The 17,054-nt window shown below is 74.2% G+C and carries 20 protein-coding genes; 7 read left to right on the top strand and 13 right to left on the bottom strand.

What is annotated here, in order from left to right; genetic code table 11:
• Positions 1-54: 54 nt before the first annotated feature.
• The 4 genes from VMF51_RS21975 to VMF51_RS21960 all read right to left on the bottom strand — a co-directional run bounded on the left by VMF51_RS21975 (position 55) and on the right by VMF51_RS21960 (position 4,802).
• Positions 55-1,827 carry an ABC transporter ATP-binding protein gene (locus tag VMF51_RS21975; protein ID WP_325476614.1) on the bottom strand — a complete coding sequence of 591 codons (1,773 nt, stop codon included), beginning with the start codon at positions 1,825-1,827 and terminating at the stop codon, positions 55-57.
• Positions 1,824-3,482, bottom strand: coding sequence for an ABC transporter ATP-binding protein (locus VMF51_RS21970; RefSeq protein ID WP_325476613.1), 1,659 nt, complete (start codon positions 3,480-3,482; stop codon positions 1,824-1,826). Before VMF51_RS21970 ends, VMF51_RS21975 begins: the two co-directional genes overlap by 4 nt.
• A gap of 33 nt (positions 3,483-3,515) precedes the next feature.
• Entirely contained in the window at positions 3,516-4,304 is a 789-nt protein-coding gene (locus VMF51_RS21965) for an MBL fold metallo-hydrolase (protein ID WP_325476612.1), read from the bottom strand.
• 96 nt (positions 4,305-4,400) lie between these two features.
• A complete protein-coding gene (locus tag VMF51_RS21960) occupies positions 4,401-4,802 on the bottom strand; it encodes a helix-turn-helix domain-containing protein (RefSeq protein WP_325476611.1) in 402 nt (133 codons plus the stop codon).
• Positions 4,803-4,898: 96 nt separating this feature from the next.
• Between VMF51_RS21960 and VMF51_RS21955 the strand changes: the two genes are divergently transcribed.
• Positions 4,899-5,756: an SDR family oxidoreductase gene (locus VMF51_RS21955; RefSeq protein ID WP_325476610.1), complete on the top strand. Its 858-nt coding sequence runs from the start codon at positions 4,899-4,901 to the stop codon at positions 5,754-5,756.
• 39 nt (positions 5,757-5,795) lie between these two features.
• Positions 5,796-6,848 (top strand): alkaline phosphatase family protein, encoded by a 1,053-nt coding sequence (locus tag VMF51_RS21950; RefSeq protein WP_325476609.1) that lies wholly within the window; start codon positions 5,796-5,798, stop codon positions 6,846-6,848.
• Between the two features lie 10 nt (positions 6,849-6,858).
• Here the strand turns inward: VMF51_RS21950 and dtd are convergent, their stop codons facing one another.
• Genes dtd through VMF51_RS21935 form a run of 3 tightly spaced genes read right to left on the bottom strand, consistent with a single transcriptional unit; the run spans position 6,859 to position 9,342 of the window.
• Positions 6,859-7,290: a D-aminoacyl-tRNA deacylase gene (dtd, locus tag VMF51_RS21945; protein ID WP_325476608.1), complete on the bottom strand. Its 432-nt coding sequence runs from the start codon at positions 7,288-7,290 to the stop codon at positions 6,859-6,861.
• Between the two features lie 4 nt (positions 7,291-7,294).
• Positions 7,295-8,404 carry a DUF3152 domain-containing protein gene (locus VMF51_RS21940; protein ID WP_325476607.1) on the bottom strand — a complete coding sequence of 370 codons (1,110 nt, stop codon included), beginning with the start codon at positions 8,402-8,404 and terminating at the stop codon, positions 7,295-7,297.
• Positions 8,395-9,342 carry a PLP-dependent cysteine synthase family protein gene (locus tag VMF51_RS21935; RefSeq protein ID WP_325476606.1) on the bottom strand — a complete coding sequence of 316 codons (948 nt, stop codon included), beginning with the start codon at positions 9,340-9,342 and terminating at the stop codon, positions 8,395-8,397. The genes VMF51_RS21940 and VMF51_RS21935 overlap by 10 nt, the downstream gene beginning before the upstream one ends.
• 89 nt (positions 9,343-9,431) lie before the next feature.
• On the opposite strand from VMF51_RS21935, the gene VMF51_RS21930 reads away from it, so the two are divergent.
• The 4 genes from VMF51_RS21930 to VMF51_RS21915 are packed head-to-tail and all read left to right on the top strand — an operon-like array spanning position 9,432 to position 12,979.
• Positions 9,432-10,364: an ABC transporter ATP-binding protein gene (locus VMF51_RS21930; RefSeq protein WP_325476605.1), complete on the top strand. Its 933-nt coding sequence runs from the start codon at positions 9,432-9,434 to the stop codon at positions 10,362-10,364.
• Complete coding sequence (locus VMF51_RS21925) at positions 10,361-11,116, top strand: ABC transporter permease (RefSeq protein WP_325476604.1); 756 nt, start codon at positions 10,361-10,363, stop codon at positions 11,114-11,116. Before VMF51_RS21930 ends, VMF51_RS21925 begins: the two co-directional genes overlap by 4 nt.
• A 13-nt stretch (positions 11,117-11,129) precedes the next feature.
• Positions 11,130-12,347, top strand: coding sequence for a sensor histidine kinase (locus VMF51_RS21920; RefSeq protein ID WP_325476603.1), 1,218 nt, complete (start codon positions 11,130-11,132; stop codon positions 12,345-12,347).
• Positions 12,344-12,979: a response regulator transcription factor gene (locus VMF51_RS21915; protein WP_325476602.1), complete on the top strand. Its 636-nt coding sequence runs from the start codon at positions 12,344-12,346 to the stop codon at positions 12,977-12,979. Before VMF51_RS21920 ends, VMF51_RS21915 begins: the two co-directional genes overlap by 4 nt.
• A 46-nt stretch (positions 12,980-13,025) precedes the next feature.
• Here the strand turns inward: VMF51_RS21915 and VMF51_RS21910 are convergent, their stop codons facing one another.
• A complete protein-coding gene (locus VMF51_RS21910) occupies positions 13,026-13,391 on the bottom strand; it encodes a metalloregulator ArsR/SmtB family transcription factor (RefSeq protein WP_325476601.1) in 366 nt (121 codons plus the stop codon).
• A gap of 16 nt (positions 13,392-13,407) precedes the next feature.
• Here VMF51_RS21910 and VMF51_RS21905 point away from each other — a divergent pair, with 16 nt between their 5' ends.
• Positions 13,408-13,872 (top strand): SRPBCC domain-containing protein, encoded by a 465-nt coding sequence (locus VMF51_RS21905; protein ID WP_325476600.1) that lies wholly within the window; start codon positions 13,408-13,410, stop codon positions 13,870-13,872.
• A gap of 92 nt (positions 13,873-13,964) precedes the next feature.
• Here the strand turns inward: VMF51_RS21905 and VMF51_RS21900 are convergent, their stop codons facing one another.
• Genes VMF51_RS21900 through VMF51_RS21880 form a run of 5 tightly spaced genes read right to left on the bottom strand, consistent with a single transcriptional unit; the run spans position 13,965 to position 17,031 of the window.
• Positions 13,965-14,528, bottom strand: coding sequence for an NYN domain-containing protein (locus VMF51_RS21900; protein ID WP_325476599.1), 564 nt, complete (start codon positions 14,526-14,528; stop codon positions 13,965-13,967).
• A gap of 4 nt (positions 14,529-14,532) precedes the next feature.
• On the bottom strand, positions 14,533-14,808 hold the full coding sequence (locus tag VMF51_RS21895) for a MoaD/ThiS family protein (RefSeq protein ID WP_325476598.1): 276 nt from the start codon (positions 14,806-14,808) through the stop codon (positions 14,533-14,535).
• Positions 14,809-14,836: 28 nt separating this feature from the next.
• Positions 14,837-15,271 (bottom strand): M67 family metallopeptidase, encoded by a 435-nt coding sequence (locus VMF51_RS21890; RefSeq protein WP_325476597.1) that lies wholly within the window; start codon positions 15,269-15,271, stop codon positions 14,837-14,839.
• The gene (locus VMF51_RS21885) at positions 15,265-16,506 is read right to left on the bottom strand and encodes an MFS transporter (RefSeq protein ID WP_325476596.1); all 1,242 of its coding nucleotides are present in this window, start codon (positions 16,504-16,506) and stop codon (positions 15,265-15,267) included. The genes VMF51_RS21890 and VMF51_RS21885 overlap by 7 nt, the downstream gene beginning before the upstream one ends.
• A 48-nt stretch (positions 16,507-16,554) precedes the next feature.
• Entirely contained in the window at positions 16,555-17,031 is a 477-nt protein-coding gene (locus VMF51_RS21880; RefSeq protein WP_325476595.1) for a MarR family winged helix-turn-helix transcriptional regulator, read from the bottom strand.
• Between the last annotated feature and the right edge of the window lie 23 nt (positions 17,032-17,054).

Raw genomic sequence — 17,054 nt, 5'->3', positions numbered from 1 at the left:
CGCTGGGAACTCCCCCTGGTGTGACGGACTACCCCGACGAGATACCCCCAGGGACTACCCGACCGGGCTCTCCCAGGCCGCCCACAGGTCGGCGTACCGGCCGCCGGCGGCGACGAGGTCGTCGTGCGTGCCCGCCTCGACGACCCGGCCGTGGTCGAGGACCAGGATCAGGTCGGAGCGGTGGGCCTGGCTGAGCCGGTGGGCGACGACGAGGGCGGCCCGGCCGCGGGTGACGGCGTCGGCGGCGGTGTCGAGCTCGCGGGCGCCGAGCGAGCCGGCCTCCGCCGTCGCCTCGTCGAGTACGACGACCGCGGGGTCGACCAGCAGCACCCGGGCGAGGGCCAGCTGCTGGGCCTGCGCGGGGGTGAGCGCGTGCCCGTCCTCGCCGAGGACGGTGTCCAGCCCGTCGGGCAGGGCCGCGACCCAGCCGCTGGCGGACACCGCGGCCAGCGCCTCGGTCAGGGCCTCGTCGACGAGGGCGGCGGGCTCGACGGCGGCGAGCAGCAGGTTCTCGCGCACGGTGCCGGCGAAGACGTGGACCTCCTGGCTGACCAGGCCCACCTGCCGGCGCAGCAGCGCCGGGTCGAGGGTGCCGAGGTCGACCGGTCCCAGCCGCACCGAGCCGGCCGTGGGCGCGAGCACCCCGGCCGCGATCGCCGCGAGGGTGGTCTTGCCGGCCCCGCTCGCACCGACCAGGGCCACCCGCTGACCGGGTTCCACCACCAGGTCAACGCCGTCCAGCACCGGGCGCCCCGGCTGGTAGTGGTGGCCGATCCCGCGGAGCACCAGCCGCCCCGCGGCCGGCTCCGCCGGGTCGTCGTACGACGGGGCGGGCAGCGCGGCGACGCCGACCAGCCGGGTCAGCGACGCGGCGGTGACCTGCAGGTCGTCGAAGAGGAACAGCAGCACGCCGATCGGGTTGAAGAGCCGATGGAAGAACAGCGCCGCCGTGGTGACCTGGCCGACGCTGACCGCGCCGCTGTCGACGGCGAGGAAGCCGACGCCGAGGATCACGACGAGGCCGATGCACTCCGTGCGGTTCGTGCGCCCGCCGAAGCGGCCGTAGAGGTGGAACACGTCGAGCGAGATCCGCAGCGTGTCGGCCGAGCGCGCGTCGACCTCGGCGGCGGCCGGCTCCTCGATGCGGAACGAGCGCAGCGTGGGCAGCCCCCGCAGCGCGCTCACCAGCGCCTGCGCGCGCTCCCCCGTCGCGACCCGCTCGCGGGCGTAGTACGGCGCCGAGCGCGGCAGGTACCAGCGCAGCGCATGCACGTAGAACGGCACCGTCACGAGGCCGGCCAGGCCGAGCCGCCAGTCCAGGGTGAACAGGCCGACGGACGTCAGCAGGATGGTGGTGAGCGAGGCCAGGACCAGCGGCACGAACTGACTGACCGCGCGTGCGACCACCCGGGCGTCGTCGCCGACCCGGGCGAGCAGGTCGCCGGAGCCGGAGGCCTCGACCCGCGCCGCGTCGAGGGTCAGCGCCCGCGCCAGCACCTCCTGGCGCAGCGTGGCCAGCGCCGGCTCGACCGCCCGCGACAGCAGCTCGACCGAGACCGCCGACAGCAGCCCGCCCAGCACGGCCGCGCCGGCGATCAGCCAGAACGCATTCGTCAACGCCTCGCCCGTGCCGGCGCCGCCGTCGAGGAGCCGGTCGACCAGCCGCCCGAGGACGTACGGCGCCAGCAGGCCGGTCGCCGACGCCGCGAGGAACGCGACGACCGCGCTGCCGAGCAGCACCGGTCGGCGCAGCATCAGCCGCAGCAGGTGGACCGCCGACTCGCGCGCGGTCGCGACGGGGAGCAGGTCGCGGGGCCGGGTGGTCATCGCAGCACCGCCGTCCGGTACGACGCCTGCTCGGTCAGCAGCTCGGCGTGCGTGCCGGTGCGGCTGGACCCGTCGGTCGCGACGTGCACGACCCGGTCCGCGGCGGCGAGCAGCGCGGGACTGCTGGTCAGCACGACCGCGATGCCGTCGACCGGCAGCGCGGCGCGCAGCCCGGCGGCGATGTCGTGCTCGGTGACCGCGTCGACCGCGGTGGTGGGGTCCTGGAGGACCAGGACGGGCGGCCGCGCGGCGAGCGCGCGGGCGAGGGCGAGCCGCTGCCGCTGACCGCCGGAGAGCGACGTACCGCCGGCCGCGACGGCCCGGTCCAGCCCGTCGGGGTCGAGGGCGACGACGTCGTCGAGCGCGGAGGCGGCGAGGACGCCCGGCCAGTCCGGCTCCTCGTGCGTGCGGACGTTGGACCGCAGGGTGCCCTCGAAGACGTCGACGTGGTGACGCACCACGAGCACGTGCGCGCGCCGGGCGTCGAGCGTGACGTCGTCGAGCTCGACGCAGCCGACCCGCACGCCCGGAGCGGGCAGCACCCCCGCGAGCTCGTCGAGCAGCCGGTCGCCCTCGGCCGGGTCCTCCAGGACCACGCCGACCAGCTCCCCGGGCTCGGCGCGCAGCAGCCCGGGGATCTCGAGCGCGCCGGGAGCGACGGCGGGAGCGCCGGCGTCCGCGACGGCGTACGGCTCGGCGAGCATCTCGACGACGCGCTTGCCCGATGCCCAGCAGGTGGCGGTGTGCGCGGCGACCTCGCCGAGCGTGCGGAGCGGCTCGGCGAGGAACTGCGCCAGGCCGACGACGGCGATGAACTGGCCGACCGTGATGTCGCCGTCCAGCGCGCGGTGCCCCGCGAGCAGCGTGACCGCCGCGAGGAAGACCCCGCTGAGTGCCGTCGTGGTGCCGTTCATCATGCCGGTGGAGCGGGCCGCCAGGATGCCCGCGCCGACCGCGCGCTCGCTGGCGTCGACGTACGTCCGGGCGGCCGCGGCCTCCCCGCCGACGCCCTTGAGCACCCGCAGGCCGGCGACCAGGTCGGCCGCCAGGCCGCTGGCCCGGGCGATCCGGCCCTGCTGCTCCCCGGCGTGCCGCGACATCCGCGGCGCGAGCAGCTGCACCACCCCGAGCACGAGGGGTACGCCGAGCAGCACCGTCAGCCCGACCAGCGGGTCCACGTTGAGCAGGTAGACCGCGGCCACCGCGATCGACCCGACCGCGGCGACGGCGTACCCGGCCATCCGGATCGTCTCGGCGGCGAGGTCGGCGTCCGAGGTCGCGACCGAGAGGGTCTCCCCCGGCAGCCGCCGCTTCGTGGTGCCGCGCGGGTCGAGGACCCGGCGCACGATCTCGCCCCGCAGCAGGTGGCTCTCGTGCTGCACGGCCGCGAAGCCGGCGCGCGAGCCGTAGCGGTAGCCCGACGAGAGCACCAGGAACAGCAGGGCGAAGCCGGCGAACCACCACAGCAGTCGGCTGCCGTCCCCCGTCGCCACGGCGTCGTCGACGACCTGGCCGATCAGGACCGGCACGAGCGCCTCGCAGACCTGCCAGATCGCGAGCAGGCCGACGCAGCGCAGCACCCGGCCACGCTGGCGCTTCAGGGTGCGGCGGTAGAGCGCGGCCGCCGACCGGGGCACGACACTCAGTTCAGGCACGACGGGTAAGGCTAGCCTCACTTGGCGTGCGACTCAGACCTGCCCACCGATCGCGTGCAGCTCGTACGTCGCGCCGGCACGCGCGAGCTCCAGCGGGCCGGCGTACTCCGGGCGGGCCTCGTCGAGCGCGTCCTGGGCGTCGTGCCACGGCGGGACGTGGGTGAGCACCAGCCGGCGTACCCCCGCCCGGGTCGCGAGCTGGCCGCACTCGGCGCCGGTGAGGTGCAGGTGGGGCGGGTTGTCGGCGCCCACCCGGAACGACGCCTCGGCGAGCATCAGGTCCGCCCCGGCGGCGACCTCGTCCAGCTCGGGGCACGGCCCGGTGTCGCCGCTGTAGCCGACGACGACGCCGTCGACGGAGACCCGCAGGGCGTACGCCGGCACCGGGTGGTCGACCGCGACCGGCAGCACGGAGAACGGGCCGACCTCGATCGGGCCGACCCACTCGCGGAAGTCGAACTCGTCGTTCATGCCCGGGTCGAGCGGCAGGTCGTAGGCGCGGGCCAGCCGGTCCGCGGTGCCGACCGGACCCCAGACCGGGATCCGGGGCTGCGCACCGGAGGGGTGGTACTTGCGGAGCACGTAGTAGCCCGCCAGGTCCAGGCAGTGGTCGGCGTGCAGGTGGCTCAGCAGGACCGCGTCGATGCTCAGCGGGTCGACGTACCGGTGCAGGGCGCCGAGGGCGCCGCTGCCCAGGTCGAGCAGCACCCGCCAGGTGCGGAGACCGGTGCCGTCGTCGTGCTCGGCCTCGAGCAGGTAGCAGCTCGCGGGCGAGTCCGGCCCGGGATAGGACCCCGAGCAGCCGACGACGGTGAGCCTCACGCGGGTCCCCCGGCGTGGGTCGCGGCAGCGGTCAAGGCGAGCACCTGGGCAACGTTAGGCGAACGCACACCCACGTGCACGAGACGGCGACCCACGTCACGCGTGCTGGTCGTCACTCCGGTCGTCACTCCGGGCGAGCATCTCCTCGGCGTGCTCGGCGATCCACGCCATCAGGGGCACGAGCCGCTCGACGAGTCCCTGCCCGAGCGGCGTGAGCGAGTACTCCACGTGCGGGGGCACGACCGGCCGCGCGTCGCGCCGGACGAGGCCGTCCTGCTCGAGGGCGCGCAGGGTCTGGGCGAGCATCTTCTCGCTGACCCCCTCGGCCCGGCGCCGCAGCTCGCTCCAGCGCAGCGGCTCGCCGTCGGAGAGCGCGGCCAGCACCAGCGGCGCCCACTTGCTCATCACGTGGTCGAGCACGACCCGCGTCGGGCAGTCGCGGGTGAACGCCTGGTCGGGGAAGACGGACGTGAGGGGGCCGGAGGTGCTTACTGCCATGCCAGTACCTTACTTCAAAGTGGGTACTAACTCACGGGAAGCATTGGCCGGGGCGGCTCGTTGGGGCGGGTGACACCCTCTCCGAAAGGCATCCTCATGACCGTGCTCGTCACCGGCACCTCCGGCCACCTCGGCCGCCTCACCGTCCTCGCGCTCCTCGACCGCGGCGTCCCGGCCAGCGAGATCGTCGCGACCGCCCGCGACCTCACCGCGATCGCCGACCTGGCCGAGCGGGGCGTGCAGACCCGCCGCGCGGACTACGGCGACCCCGCCTCCCTCGACGCCGCCCTCGCCGGCGTCGACCGGGTGCTGCTGGTCTCCTCCAACGCGGTCGGCGCGCGCCTGGAGCACCACCGCAACGTCATCGACGCCGCGGCCCGCGCGGACGTCGCGCTGCTCGCCTACACCAGCGTGCTCCGCGCGGACACCAGCAGCCTCGGCCTCGCCGCCGACCACCTCGCCACCGAGGACGCGCTGAAGCAGAGCGGCGTGCCGTTCACCCTGCTCCGCAACGGCTGGTACACCGAGAACTACACCGAGAACACCGCCGCCGCGCTCGCGTCCGGCCAGGTCCTCGGCGCGGCGGGCGAGGGCCGGATCAGCGCCGCGACCCGGCGCGACTTCGCCGAGGCCGCCGCGGTCGTCCTCGCCGAGGGCGAGCACGCGGGCGCGGTCTACGAGCTCGCCGGCGACGACGCGTTCACGATGGCCGAGTACGCCGCCGCCCTGGGCGCCGCGACCGGTCAGGAGATCGCCTACACCGACCTGCCGGCCGAGGAGTACGCCGCCGCGCTGGAGTCCGCCGGCGTCCCCGCGCCGTTCGCGCAGCTGCTCGCCGGCTCCGACGTCGGCATCGCCGCCGGCGACCTGGAGGACCGCAGTGGCACGCTGTCGCGCCTGATCGGCCGGCCCACCACCCCGCTCGCCGACGCCCTGCGCGACGCCGGGCTGTAACAGCGACGGCGCGCCGCCGGGCGTCGTACCGTGGGACGGGTGCGCTCCTCCGCAGCCCTCGCCCTGGCCGCCGCCCTCGTCCTGACCGGAGGGACGGCGACGTCCGGACCGGCCGTCGCGATCCCCGAGCCGGACCGGCCCGAGACGTCGCAGAGCCCGTCGACGCCGGCACCCGCCCGCGCCCGCGTCGACGGCGGCGCGCGGGTGCTGGCGATCTCGGTCGACGGCCTCAACCCCGCGGCGATCCGGCGGCTGGGACCGACGCGCGCACCGGTGCTGACCCGGCTCGTCCGCGAGGGCGCCTCGACCCTGAACGCCCGGGCGTCGCGGGAGCTGACGATCACCCTGCCCAACCACACCAGCATGGTCACCGGGCGCCGGATCGCCCGGAGCTCCGGTGGCCACGGCGTCACCTGGAACGACGACCGCGCCGGCACCACCGTGCACCGCGCCGCCGGCCGTCGGGTCTCCTCGGTCTTCAGCGTCGTCGCCCGCGCCGGCGGCGAGTCCGCGGTCTTCGCGGGCAAGAGCAAGTTCAGCCTGTTCGACCGCTCCTGGCCGGCCGCGGTCGACCGGTCGACGATCGCCACCGACCCGGTCGCACTGGTGCGGGCGGCCCGGGCCGACCTGCGCCGCGCGGGGCGCGAGCTGACCTTCCTGCACCTCGCCCTGCCCGACAAGGCCGGCCACGAGGTGGGGTTCATGTCCGCCCGCTACCTCGACGAGGTCGCCCGCACGGACCGGCTGCTGGGCCGGGTGGTCCGGACCGTCGAGCGCACCCCCGCCCTGGCCGAGCACCTCACCCTGATCCTCACGGCCGACCACGGCGGCCGCGGCGCCGACCACGGCGACCGGACCCGGCTGGACAACTTCCGGGTGCCGTTCGTCGTCTGGGGGCGCGGGGTCACCGCCGGCGACCTCTACGCGCTGAACCCCCAGCGGGCCGACCCGGGCAGCGGGCGTCCGTCGTACGCCGCGCGCCGCCAGCCGGTCCGCAACGGCGACCTGGCCAACCTGGTCACCGACCTCCTCGGCCTGCGGCCGGTGCCCGGCAGCGAGTTCGACGACGGGCACGACCTGGTGGTGCGCTGAGCCGCGACGCTCAGGCCGGCGTCTCCAGCAGGAGCGTGACGGGTCCGTCGTTGACCGACTCGACCTGCATGTCCGCGCCGAAGACACCGCGCTCGACGCGCGCGCCGAGCCGGGCGAGCTCGGCGCAGAAGGCGTCGTACAGCGGCTCGCTGACGGGACGGGGCGCGGCCTGCTGCCAGGTGGGACGGCGGCCCTTGCGGGCGTCGGCGTACAGGGTGAACTGGCTGACCGCCAGCACCGGCGCGCCCAGGTCGGAGGCGGAGGCCTCGTCGCGCATGATCCGCAGCTCCCAGGTCTTGCGGGCCAGCCACGCGACCTGCTCCGGGCCGTCGTCGTGGGTCACGCCGACGTAGACCAGCAGCCCCGGCTCCTCGATGGCGCCGACGACCTCGCCGTCGACCCGCACGCGGGCGCTGCGCACCCGCTGGACGACCGCGCGCACCGGGTCAGCGCACCCGGCCGAGCTCGGCCGCGGTCGGGAAGGGGTTGAACCGGCAGCCCGCGAGTCCCTTGGACTGCTGCTGCATCACCGGCGCCAGCCGGCCGCCGCCGGGGCAGCCCGCGTGGCCGAAGCCCAGCCAGTGCCCGGTCTCGTGGTTGACGACCATGTGCCGGTAGCCGCGCAGCGAGCCCTTCGCGGCGTTCCACGCCGGCGAGGCGTGCTGCCAGCGGGTCTGGTTGATCACGACGTAGCGGCCCACCCGGCAGCTCCACTCGGCGCTGCAGACCGGCGAGAAGCCCGGCACCCGGCTCGCCTCGGCCAGGACGACGGTGAACGTCCCGCCGCTCCTGACCTGGCGGAAGCGGACCCCACCGCCGCGCCAGCCGCGCGGGTCGTCGTACGTCTGCTGGACCAGGCGGCGGAAGGTCTTCAGGCTCGCGGTGACCCGGCCGCGGGTCTCGACGTGGTAGGTCACCGTGCGGCGTACGCCGACCCGGTGGTCGACGCGCCCGCGCGGGCGGGAGCCGGCCTTCGCCCAGGCGTGGCCGGGGGCGCGGACCTGCACGCGCACCCGCAGCGGACGGCCGACGTCACGCCAGGAGATCTCGTAGCGGCGCCCCGTCGCGCCGGGGATCGGTCGGCCGCCGCGCAGCCACTGGTAGCGCACCCGGGTCGGCCGGGTCGACCAGCGGCCGGCGTCGGCGCGGACGGTGCGGCCGAAGCGCAGCGTGCCGGTGACGGCGGGCCGCGTGCGGTTGCGGATGGTGGCCCGGGCGACGCGGGCGGTCGGGACCGACGTGACGGAGGTGGAGCCCGACGCGTCGGTGGCGGTCACCGTCACCGACAGCCTGGTCCCGACGTCGTCGAGCCCGGTGCGGTAGCGCCGCCCGGTGGCGCCGGCGATCGGGCCGCCGTCACGCAGCCACTGGAAGGAGTACGACGCGGGCGCCGGCGTCCAGCCGCCGGTCTGCGCCACCAGCACCTCGTCGTACGCCGCCTGCCCGGTGACCACCGGCGGGCTGGTGCTGACGGGGGCCGCGCTCGCGGGCGCGGCGGGGAGCAGCGCCCCGGCGAGGACCAGGGCGATCGCGGCGAGGGCTGCTCTCAGGCCCACAGCTGCCCTTCGAGCCGGTCCTCGGCCTCGTCGACCGTGCCTTCGTAGGCCCCGGTGGAGAGGTACTTCCAACCACCGTCGGCGACCACGAACGCGATGTCGGCGCTCTCGCCGGCCTTCACGGCCTTGGCCGCCTGCCCGAGCGCGGCGTGCAGGATCGCGCCGGTGGAGATGCCGGCGAAGATGCCCTCGAGCTCCAACAGCTCGCGGACCCGGCGGACGGCGTCGCGGGGGCCGACCGAGAAGCGGGCGTCGATCAGGTCGGCGTCGTACAGCTCGGGGACGAAGCCCTCGTCGAGGTTGCGCAGGCCGTAGACCAGCTCGCCGTACCGCGGCTCGGCGGCGACGATGCGCACCTCGGGCTTGGCGGCGCGGAAGTAGCGGGAGACGCCCATCAGGGTGCCGGTGGTGCCGAGGCCGGCGACGAAGTGCGTGATCGAGGGCAGGTCGGCGAGCAGCTCCGGGCCGGTCCCCTCCTCGTGCGCGAGGGCGTTGGCGGTGTTGCCGTACTGGTAGAGCATCACCCAGTCGGGGTGCTCCGCGGCGACCTGCTTGGCGACCCGGACGGCCTCGTTGGAGCCGCCCGCGGCGGGCGAGGAGATGATCTCCGCACCCCACATCCGCAGCAGCTGGCGGCGCTCCTCGGAGGTGTTCTCCGGCATCACGCAGACGATCCGGTAGCCCTTGAGCTTGGCCGCCATCGCCAGCGAGATGCCGGTGTTGCCCGAGGTCGGCTCCAGGATCGTGCAGCCGGGACGCAGGGTGCCGTCCTTCTCGGCCTCCTCGATCATCTTCAGGGCCGGGCGGTCCTTGATCGAGCCGGTGGGGTTGCGGTCCTCGAGCTTCGCCCACAGCCGGACGTCGGGGCTCGGCGAGAGCCGCGGCAGACCGACCAGCGGCGTACCGCCGACCGACGCGAGCAGGTTGTCGAAGCGCATGTCCCCAGCATGACATCCACCGATCGGTTGACCCCGTTCGCCGCCGGTTGCCCGATGTGCGAGACGTCGCGCGCCACGAGGCTGGAGCCATGCCACTCGCACCCCCCGAACCCGCCGTCGTCGTCGACGGCCTCCGCAAGACGTACGGCGAGAAGGTCGCCGTCGCCGACGTCGGCTTCACCGTCGAGCGCGGGGAGGTCTTCGGCATCCTCGGGCCCAACGGCGCCGGCAAGACCACCACGGTCGAGATGATCGCCGGGCTGCGCACGGGCGACGCGGGCTCGGTGCGGGTCCTCGGCATCGACCCCTGGACCGAGCGCGACGCCCTGACCCGGACGCTGTCGATCCAGCTCCAGGAGAGCCGCCTGCAGGCGAAGATCACGGTGCGGGAGGCCCTGCAGCTGTGGTCGACGCTGTACGACGAGCCGGCGCCGTGGCCCGAGGTCGCCGTACGCCTCGGGCTCACCGAGCACCTGGACCGGCGCTTCGCCAAGCTCAGCGGGGGCCAGCAGCAGCGGCTCTCGATCGCCCTGGCGCTGGTCGCGAACCCGCAGGTCGTCGTCCTCGACGAGCTCAGCACCGGCCTGGATCCCCGCGCCCGCCGCGACGTGTGGGCGATCGTCCGCGACCTGCGCGCCTCGGGGGTGACCGTGCTGCTGGTGACGCACTCCATGGAGGAGGCCCAGGAGCTGTGCGACCGGATCGCGATCATCGACCGGGGCCGGATCAGCGCCCTGGACACCCCCGAGGGGCTGATCCGGGCGGCCGGCGAGGCGACCGTGATGACCTTCGTCCCGTCCGCACCGACCGACCTGGAGACGCTGAGGCAGCTGCCGGGGGTCCGCGCGGTCGAGGCGCTGGAGGGCCGCGTCGTCGTCACCGGCGAGGAGGACGTCGCCGTACCCGTGATGGCCGCGCTCGCGGCCCGGGACGTGGTGCCCCGGAGGCTGCAGGTGACGTCCGGCTCCCTGGACAGCGCCTACCTCGACCTGACCGCCCGCCCCACCGAGGAGACCGCGTGAGCACGATCGTCAGTCCCAGCACCGCCGCCGTGCTCCGCACCGAGGCGCGACTCTTCGGTCGCGAGCCCGCGTCGGTGTTCTGGATCCTGGTCTTCCCGACCGCGCTGCTGTGCCTGCTCGGGGCGATCCCGTCGTTCCGCGAGCCCCAGGACGCGCTGGACGGGCTGCGCACGGTGGACGTCTACCTGCCGACCGCCATCCTGCTCTCGATGATCATGGCGTCGCTCATGGCGATGCCTCCGGCGATCTTCGCCTACCGCGAGAGCGGCGTCCTGCGTCGCCTCGCCACGACCCCGGTCGGGCCGGGCGCGGTCCTGGGAGCGCAGGTCCTGGTGCACGCCGCGGCCGTGGTCGCCTCCTCCCTGCTCGCCCTGCTGGTGGGCCGGGTGGCCTTCGACATCGCGCTCCCCGAGTCGCTCGCGGGCTACGGGCTGGCGTACCTGCTCGCCCTGCTCGCCAGCTTCTCCGTCGGCGCGGTGGTCATGGCCCTCTCCCCCAACGCCCGGGTCGGTACGGCGGTCGGCACCATCGTGTTCTTCCCCGCGATGTTCACCGCCGGGGTCTACATCCCGGTCCAGGCGCTGCCCGACCCGCTGCGCGAGGGGCTCGGCTACACGCCGCTCAGCGCCGCGGCGGAGGCGATGACCGACGCGATGGCCGGCGACTTCCCCGACCTGCGGCACCTGCTCGTGGTCGCGGCGTGGGCGGCGGTGCTCGCGCTGGTCGCGGTCCGTCGGTTCCGCTGGGAGTGAGAAGGTACGACGCGTGAGCACCACCGCACCGGCGCCGACTCCGGGGCTGCCCTGGATGCGCCACCTGCCGCTGGTGCTGCTCGGCGTGGCCGTGGTCGCTGCGCTCGCGGTCGGACCGGCGACCGGGGGGACGTCGCCGGCCTGGCGGTTGAGCGCCCAGCTCGCCCTGGCCGTCGTGACCGCGGCGCTGCTGGCCTGGTGGGCGTACGGCCCGACAGCGGGCGGCAGCCCGGCCCGGTTCGGGCTGCGCACGGTGCTCGCCTTCGCGCTCACCGTGCTCAACCCGCTCTTCTGCGTCTTCGCCTGGATCGGCTTCGCCGACGCGATGGACGTCTTCCGTGGGCGCGCCGCCTGGCTGGGGCTCGCCGCGACCGCGGTCGTCATGGCCACCGGCCAGTCCGGCGGCCTGCCGACCGGCTCACCCGGGCACCTCGCGCTGTTCGCGGCGCTCTTCGGCCTGAACTTCGGGCTCGCGGGCGCGATGGGCCGCTACGCCCTGCACGTCGAGCAGACCAGCGACGAGCGCGCGGTCGCGATCACCGAGCTGGAGCGCGTGAACGCCGCCCTGGAGGAGACCGTGGCCCGCAACGAGGCCCTGCAGCAGACGGTCGTCGCCCAGGCGCACCTCGCCGGCGTCCAGGACGAACGGCAGCGGCTGGCGCGCGAGATCCACGACACCATCGCGCAGAGCCTCGCGGGCATCGTGACCCAGCTCGAGGCCGCCACCGGAGGCGAGCGCACCGAGCGCGCCCTCGGCCTGGCGCGCGACGCCCTCGCCGAGGCACGCCGCTCGGTCCTCGACCTGTCGCCGGCGCGGCTGGAGGACGCGACCCTGTCCGAGGCGCTCGGCGCCGTTCTCCGCGCCTGGGCGGAGGGACGCGAGGTCCGTGCCGACCTGGTCGTCGTCGGCGATCCCGAGCCGCTGCACCCCGAGGTGGAGGCGACCGTGCTGCGCATCGCCGAGGAGTCGCTCGCCAACGTCGCCAAGCACGCCGGCGCCGGCCGGGTCGGCGTCACGCTGTCGTACGACGGCGACGAGGTCGTGCTCGACGTCCGGGACGACGGCTCCGGGTTCGACCTCGACGCGGAGGCCCCGGCCAGCTCGTTCGGCCTGCGGGGCATGCGCCAGCGCGCTGAGCGGCTCGCCGGCGACCTCACCCTCGAGTCGCGTCCGGGCGGCGGCACCGCGGTGTCGCTCCGCCTGCCCGCGCTGATCAGGGAGGCCGCATGAGCACGCCGATCCGGATCGTGGTGGTCGACGACCACCCCGTGGTGCGCGACGGGATCCGCAGCATGCTCGGCGGCGTCCCCGACTTCGAGGTCGTCGGCGAGGCGGCGAGCGGCCCGGAGGCCGTCGTCCGCGTGGGCGAGTGCGACCCGGACGTCGTCGTGATGGACCTGCGGATGCCCGGCGGGGGCGGCGTCGACGCGGTCCGCGAGCTGCGCCGCCGGGGATCGCGCGCGGCGGTCCTGGTGCTGACGACGTACGACACCGACTCGGACACCATCGCCGCCATCGAGGCGGGCGCGACCGGCTACCTGCTCAAGGACACCCCCGCCGAGCGGATCTTCGAGGCGGTGCGCGCGACCGCCGCCGGCGAGACGGTCCTCTCCCCCGCCGTCGTCGCCCGTCTGGCCTCCCATGTACGCCGCCCCGCCGGCGGCGCCGCCCTCAGCGCCCGCGAGCGCGAGGTCCTCGCCCTGGTCGCCCGCGGCACGTCCAACCGCGCCATCGCCGAGGGGCTCTTCGTCAGCGAGGCGACCGTCAAGACCCACCTCGTGCACGTCTACGAGAAGCTCGGCGTCGCCGACCGCGCCGCCGCCGTCGCCACGGCCTACGAGCGCGGCATCCTGGGCGGCTGATCGCCGAGTCGGCAGAAGTTGCGCGTCGAGTCGGCAGAACTTGCCGTCAGGTCTGAGGTGAACTTCTGCCGACTCGGCGATCCTGGGAGCGGTCGAGCTCGTCGAGCAGGGTGACCGCGGCCCGCGTGTACTCGCCGATCCAGCGGTCGTGGATGCGCTTGATCGGCAGCGGCGCCAGGGCGAGGTGCCGCTCCCGGCCGACCTTGCGTCCGGTCACCAGCTCGGCCCGCTCCAGGACCCGCAGGTGCTGCAGCACGGTCGTCCGGTCGACCTCCGGGAAGAGCTCGCACAGGGCGCCCGTGGTGCGCGGCGCCTCCCGGAGCGCGTCCAGCATCCGGCGTCGCAGCGACGACGCGAGCGCCTTGAAGACCGCGTCGTCGTCCTCGGCGTCCTTGTCCTCCGTCACAGACATGTTGTAAAACTACAACATGAAATCCGAGCTCACGTTCCTCTCCTTCACCGTCTCCGGCCGTGTCGCCCGCCCCGTCGCCGAGGTGTACGACGCCGTCGCCGACCCGGAGCAGCTTTCGCGCTACTTCACGACGGGTGGCGCCCGTGGCCGGCTCGAGGCGGGCGCCGACGTCAGCTGGGACTTCGCCGACCACCCGGGCCGGTTCCCGGTCACCGTCGTCGAGGCAGTGCCGCCGTCCCGGCTCGCGATCCGCTGGGAGAGCGAGGCCGGCGTCGAGCCGGAGACCACGACGGTCTTCGAGTTCGAGGCGATCGACGCAGGGCGCCGTACCCTCGTGACGATCACGGAGTCGGCCTGGCAACCCACTCCGGACGGCGCCCGCGGCGCCTTCGGCAACTGCGAGGGATGGACCGGGATGCTCACCGCGCTGAAGGCCTGGCTCGAGCACGGGATCGTGCTCCGCGAGGGCCTCTACGCCTGACGCCCGCGCCAGCATGGCCGAGTCGGCAGAAGTTGCGCGTCGAGTCGGCAGAACTTGCCGTCAGGTCTGACGTGAACTTCTGCCGACTCGGCTCAGCGCAGGAAGTACTCGGGGTCGAAGTCGGCGAGCGGGATGATCCGGACCCGCGGCAGCGGCTGGGTGAAGGCGTTGACGTCGTCCTCGAGGTCGTACATCGGGATGCCGAGCGCGGTGAGCTGGGTGCTCATGTACTCGCGCAGCCCGATCAGGCCGACCCGGCGGTGGCCGTCGATCAGCCCGGCGACCTGCTTGACGAAGTCGGCGTCGTGGCTGGCCAGCAGCACGTCGGCGTCGTCGTGACCGGCCAGCGCCTCCAGAGTGCGCTGGATGCCGACGTCGACCACCTTCTCGTCGCCCGAGCCCGACAGCGGGATCGGGCGGTAGTCCATCGCCAGCAGCGCCTGCACGAACGAGTGCGGCAGCGAGCCGCTGGAGGCGTTGAGGAAGAACAGCCCGGTGACGGGCTGCTGGAGCACCTGGGCCGCGAACGACGTGACCCGCTCCCAGCGGGGTCGCTCGTCCGGCGTGGGACGGCGGCCCAGCAGGGAGTTGCCGAGCGTCGCGTCGATGTTCTCGCCGTCGACGAGGACGAACGTACGACGCTCGGCACCGCTCATGTGGTCAGCAACCGCCAGCGACGGCGGGCAGGACGACGACCTGGTCGCCGTCGCTCAGGCTGGCCTCGAGGCCGCCGATGAAGCGGACGTCCTCGTCGTTGATGTAGACGTTGACGAACCGGCGCAGGTCGCCGTTGTCGATCAGGCGGTCCTTGATGCCGGGGTGGTTGGCCTCGAGGTCGTCGATGAGGGCGCTCAGGCTGGCGCCGTCGCCGTTGACGGCCTTCTCGCCGCCGGTGTAGGTGCGCAGGATGGTCGGGATCCGGACCTCGATGGCCATGACGTGGGTGCTCCTCGGTTAGCTCTGCTCAGCGGGCGCTGAGCTCGGGGACGACGACGACCTCTTCCTCGGTCACCTCGCCGTCGACGATTCTGTAGGACCTGAACTCCACGGGACCCTCGTTATTCCCGTGCTCGCGGGTGCTGACCAGCACGTAGTGCGCGTTCGGCTCGCTCGCCAGCCCGATGTCGGTGCGGCTGGGGTAGGCCTCGGTCGCGGTGTGCGAGTGGTAGACGACCACCGGCTCCTCGTCGTTCGCGTCCATGTCCTTGTAGAGCTGGAGCAGGTCGGTCGAGTCGAACTCGTAGAACGTCGGGCTGCCGGCGGCGTTGACCATCTCGATGAACCGCTCCGGCCGGTCGCTGCCCTCGGGGCCGGCGACGATCCCGCAGGCCTCGTCGGGGTGGTCGCGCTTGGCGTGCGCGATGATCGCATCGACGGTCGCCTGGGAGATGGTCAGCACCGCTCCAGACTAGGCGCTGGCAGGGCCTCGGCGGGCAGTGGCCCGGTGTGCGGACGACGCGCGACGAGGTACGTCGACGCGACCGTCCCGACCGCCAGCACCGCGGTGGCGAGCAGCAGCCCGGCACTGTGCCCGGTGGCCGCCGCGACCGCCGCGACGACGGCCAGGCCGACCGCTCCCCCGAGCTGCTGCGTGGTGCTCACCAGGCCGCTGGCCGCGCCCGTGTCGCCGGCGCCGGCGGCGGCCATGGCGATGCCGGTCACCTGCGGCATCGCCAGACCGAAGCCGGTCCCCGCCACGAAGAGGGCGGGCGCGACGTCGATCCAGTAGTGGCCGCCCTCGGGGAACCGGGCGAGCACCGCGAGGCCGGCCACGAACGCGACCAGCCCGCCGGTGAGCACGCGCTCCGCGCCGTACCTCTCGGCGAGGCGGGAGGAGACCAGCAGGGAGGAGATCGCGATGGCCGCGGTGACGGTCAGGTACGACAGACCGGTGCGCAGCGGCGGGTAGCCGAGCACGTCCTGCAGGTAGAGGCCACTGAGGAACTGGAAGCTGAAGCCGGCGACCGTCATCGTGAACAGCACCGCGTTGGCGATCAGGAACCGCCGGTCGGCGAGCACCCGCCGCGGCACGAGCGGAACCCGCGCGGCGAGGCCGGCACGCAGCCCGGGGCCGGGGTACTCCTCGACGAACCGCAGTCCGGCGAGCAGCACGGCCAGGCCGAACGGCGCGTTGACGAGGAAGACCCAGCGCCAGCCGGCCAGCTCGGTCAGCACGCCGCCGGCGACCACGCCGACCGAGGCGCCCGCGGCCCCGACGAAGGCCAGCATCCCGAACGCACGTCCGCGCGCGGCCGGGTCGTCGTACAGGCGCGCGATCAGGCCGAGGACGACCGCGGTGCTGAGCGCTCCCCCGGCGCCCTGCAGGACCCGAGCGCCCACCAGGGTCGCCGGACTCCAGGCCAGGCCGCAGGCGACGGAGGCGAGCGTGAACAGCGCGACTCCGGAGAGGAACACCCGGCGCGGGCCGATCAGGTCACCCAGCCGGCCGGCGGGCAGCAGCAGGACCGCGAAGGCCACGAAGAACCCGTTGACGACCCAGGCCAGCCCGGCGTCGGAGTAGCCGAGGTCGCGGCGGATCGCGGGGAGGGCGACGTTCACGATCGTGCCGTCGAGGATCACCATCAGCTGGGTGGTCGCGAGGACGGCCAGCGCCCAGGGTCGGTTTCGATTCATGAAACCGACCGTAACAGATCGTTTGTTATAAAACTATCTTCTTTGGACTTATGCGTTGGCGGCCTTCGGCTGGCGTCGCCGCTGGGGTGCCGTGTGCGACGGCGTGGCCCACGGCCCCGCGACCAGCACCGTCAGCGCCTCGAGGAACGTACCGCGGGTCGCGTCGTCGAGCACCGACAGCGACTGCTCGACCGCCTCGTCGACCACGGCGTACGCCTTCTGCAGCAGCTTGCGGCCCTTCGGCGTGACCGCGACGACCCGGGCCCGCCGGTCGGAGCTCGAGACCCGCCGTTCGGCCAGGCCCGCCTTCTCCAGACCGTCCAGGGTCGAGACCATGGTCGTCTTGTCGAGAGCGGCCAGCTCGGCGACGACGTTCTGGGTGCGCTCCCCCTCGGCCGCCTTCATCAGCACGCAGAACTCGCGAACGGACAGGCCCAGCCCGCTCAGCGCGCCGCCGAGCTGGGCCGCGAAGGCGTACGCCGACTGGTTCAGCAGGAAGGACAGGTCGAGGCGCTCGGTCTCCATGTCTCGACGGTAGCAAACAGTTT

The sequence above is a fragment of the Nocardioides sp. genome, assembly GCF_035503875.1.
Taxonomy (GTDB): domain Bacteria; phylum Actinomycetota; class Actinomycetes; order Propionibacteriales; family Nocardioidaceae; genus Nocardioides.
The sequence above is the reverse complement of the archived record's forward strand: the minus strand, read 5'-3'. Positions and strand labels throughout refer to the sequence as shown.

Bases quoted from the DNA above. Each gene is read 5' to 3' on its own strand.
- VMF51_RS21975 (WP_325476614.1), bottom strand. From the start codon at position 1,827: ATGACCACCCGGCCCCGCGACCTGCTCCCCGTCGCGACCGCGCGCGAG.
- VMF51_RS21960 (WP_325476611.1), bottom strand. From the start codon at position 4,802: ATGGCAGTAAGCACCTCCGGCCCCCTCACGTCCGTCTTCCCCGACCAG.
- VMF51_RS21955 (WP_325476610.1), top strand. From the start codon at position 4,899: ATGACCGTGCTCGTCACCGGCACCTCCGGCCACCTCGGCCGCCTCACC.
- VMF51_RS21935 (WP_325476606.1), bottom strand. From the start codon at position 9,342: ATGCGCTTCGACAACCTGCTCGCGTCGGTCGGCGGTACGCCGCTGGTC.
- VMF51_RS21930 (WP_325476605.1), top strand. From the start codon at position 9,432: ATGCCACTCGCACCCCCCGAACCCGCCGTCGTCGTCGACGGCCTCCGC.
- VMF51_RS21915 (WP_325476602.1), top strand. From the start codon at position 12,344: ATGAGCACGCCGATCCGGATCGTGGTGGTCGACGACCACCCCGTGGTG.
- VMF51_RS21910 (WP_325476601.1), bottom strand. From the start codon at position 13,391: ATGTCTGTGACGGAGGACAAGGACGCCGAGGACGACGACGCGGTCTTC.
- VMF51_RS21905 (WP_325476600.1), top strand. From the start codon at position 13,408: ATGAAATCCGAGCTCACGTTCCTCTCCTTCACCGTCTCCGGCCGTGTC.
- VMF51_RS21900 (WP_325476599.1), bottom strand. From the start codon at position 14,528: ATGAGCGGTGCCGAGCGTCGTACGTTCGTCCTCGTCGACGGCGAGAAC.
- VMF51_RS21895 (WP_325476598.1), bottom strand. From the start codon at position 14,808: ATGGCCATCGAGGTCCGGATCCCGACCATCCTGCGCACCTACACCGGC.
- VMF51_RS21885 (WP_325476596.1), bottom strand. From the start codon at position 16,506: ATGAATCGAAACCGACCCTGGGCGCTGGCCGTCCTCGCGACCACCCAG.
- VMF51_RS21880 (WP_325476595.1), bottom strand. From the start codon at position 17,031: ATGGAGACCGAGCGCCTCGACCTGTCCTTCCTGCTGAACCAGTCGGCG.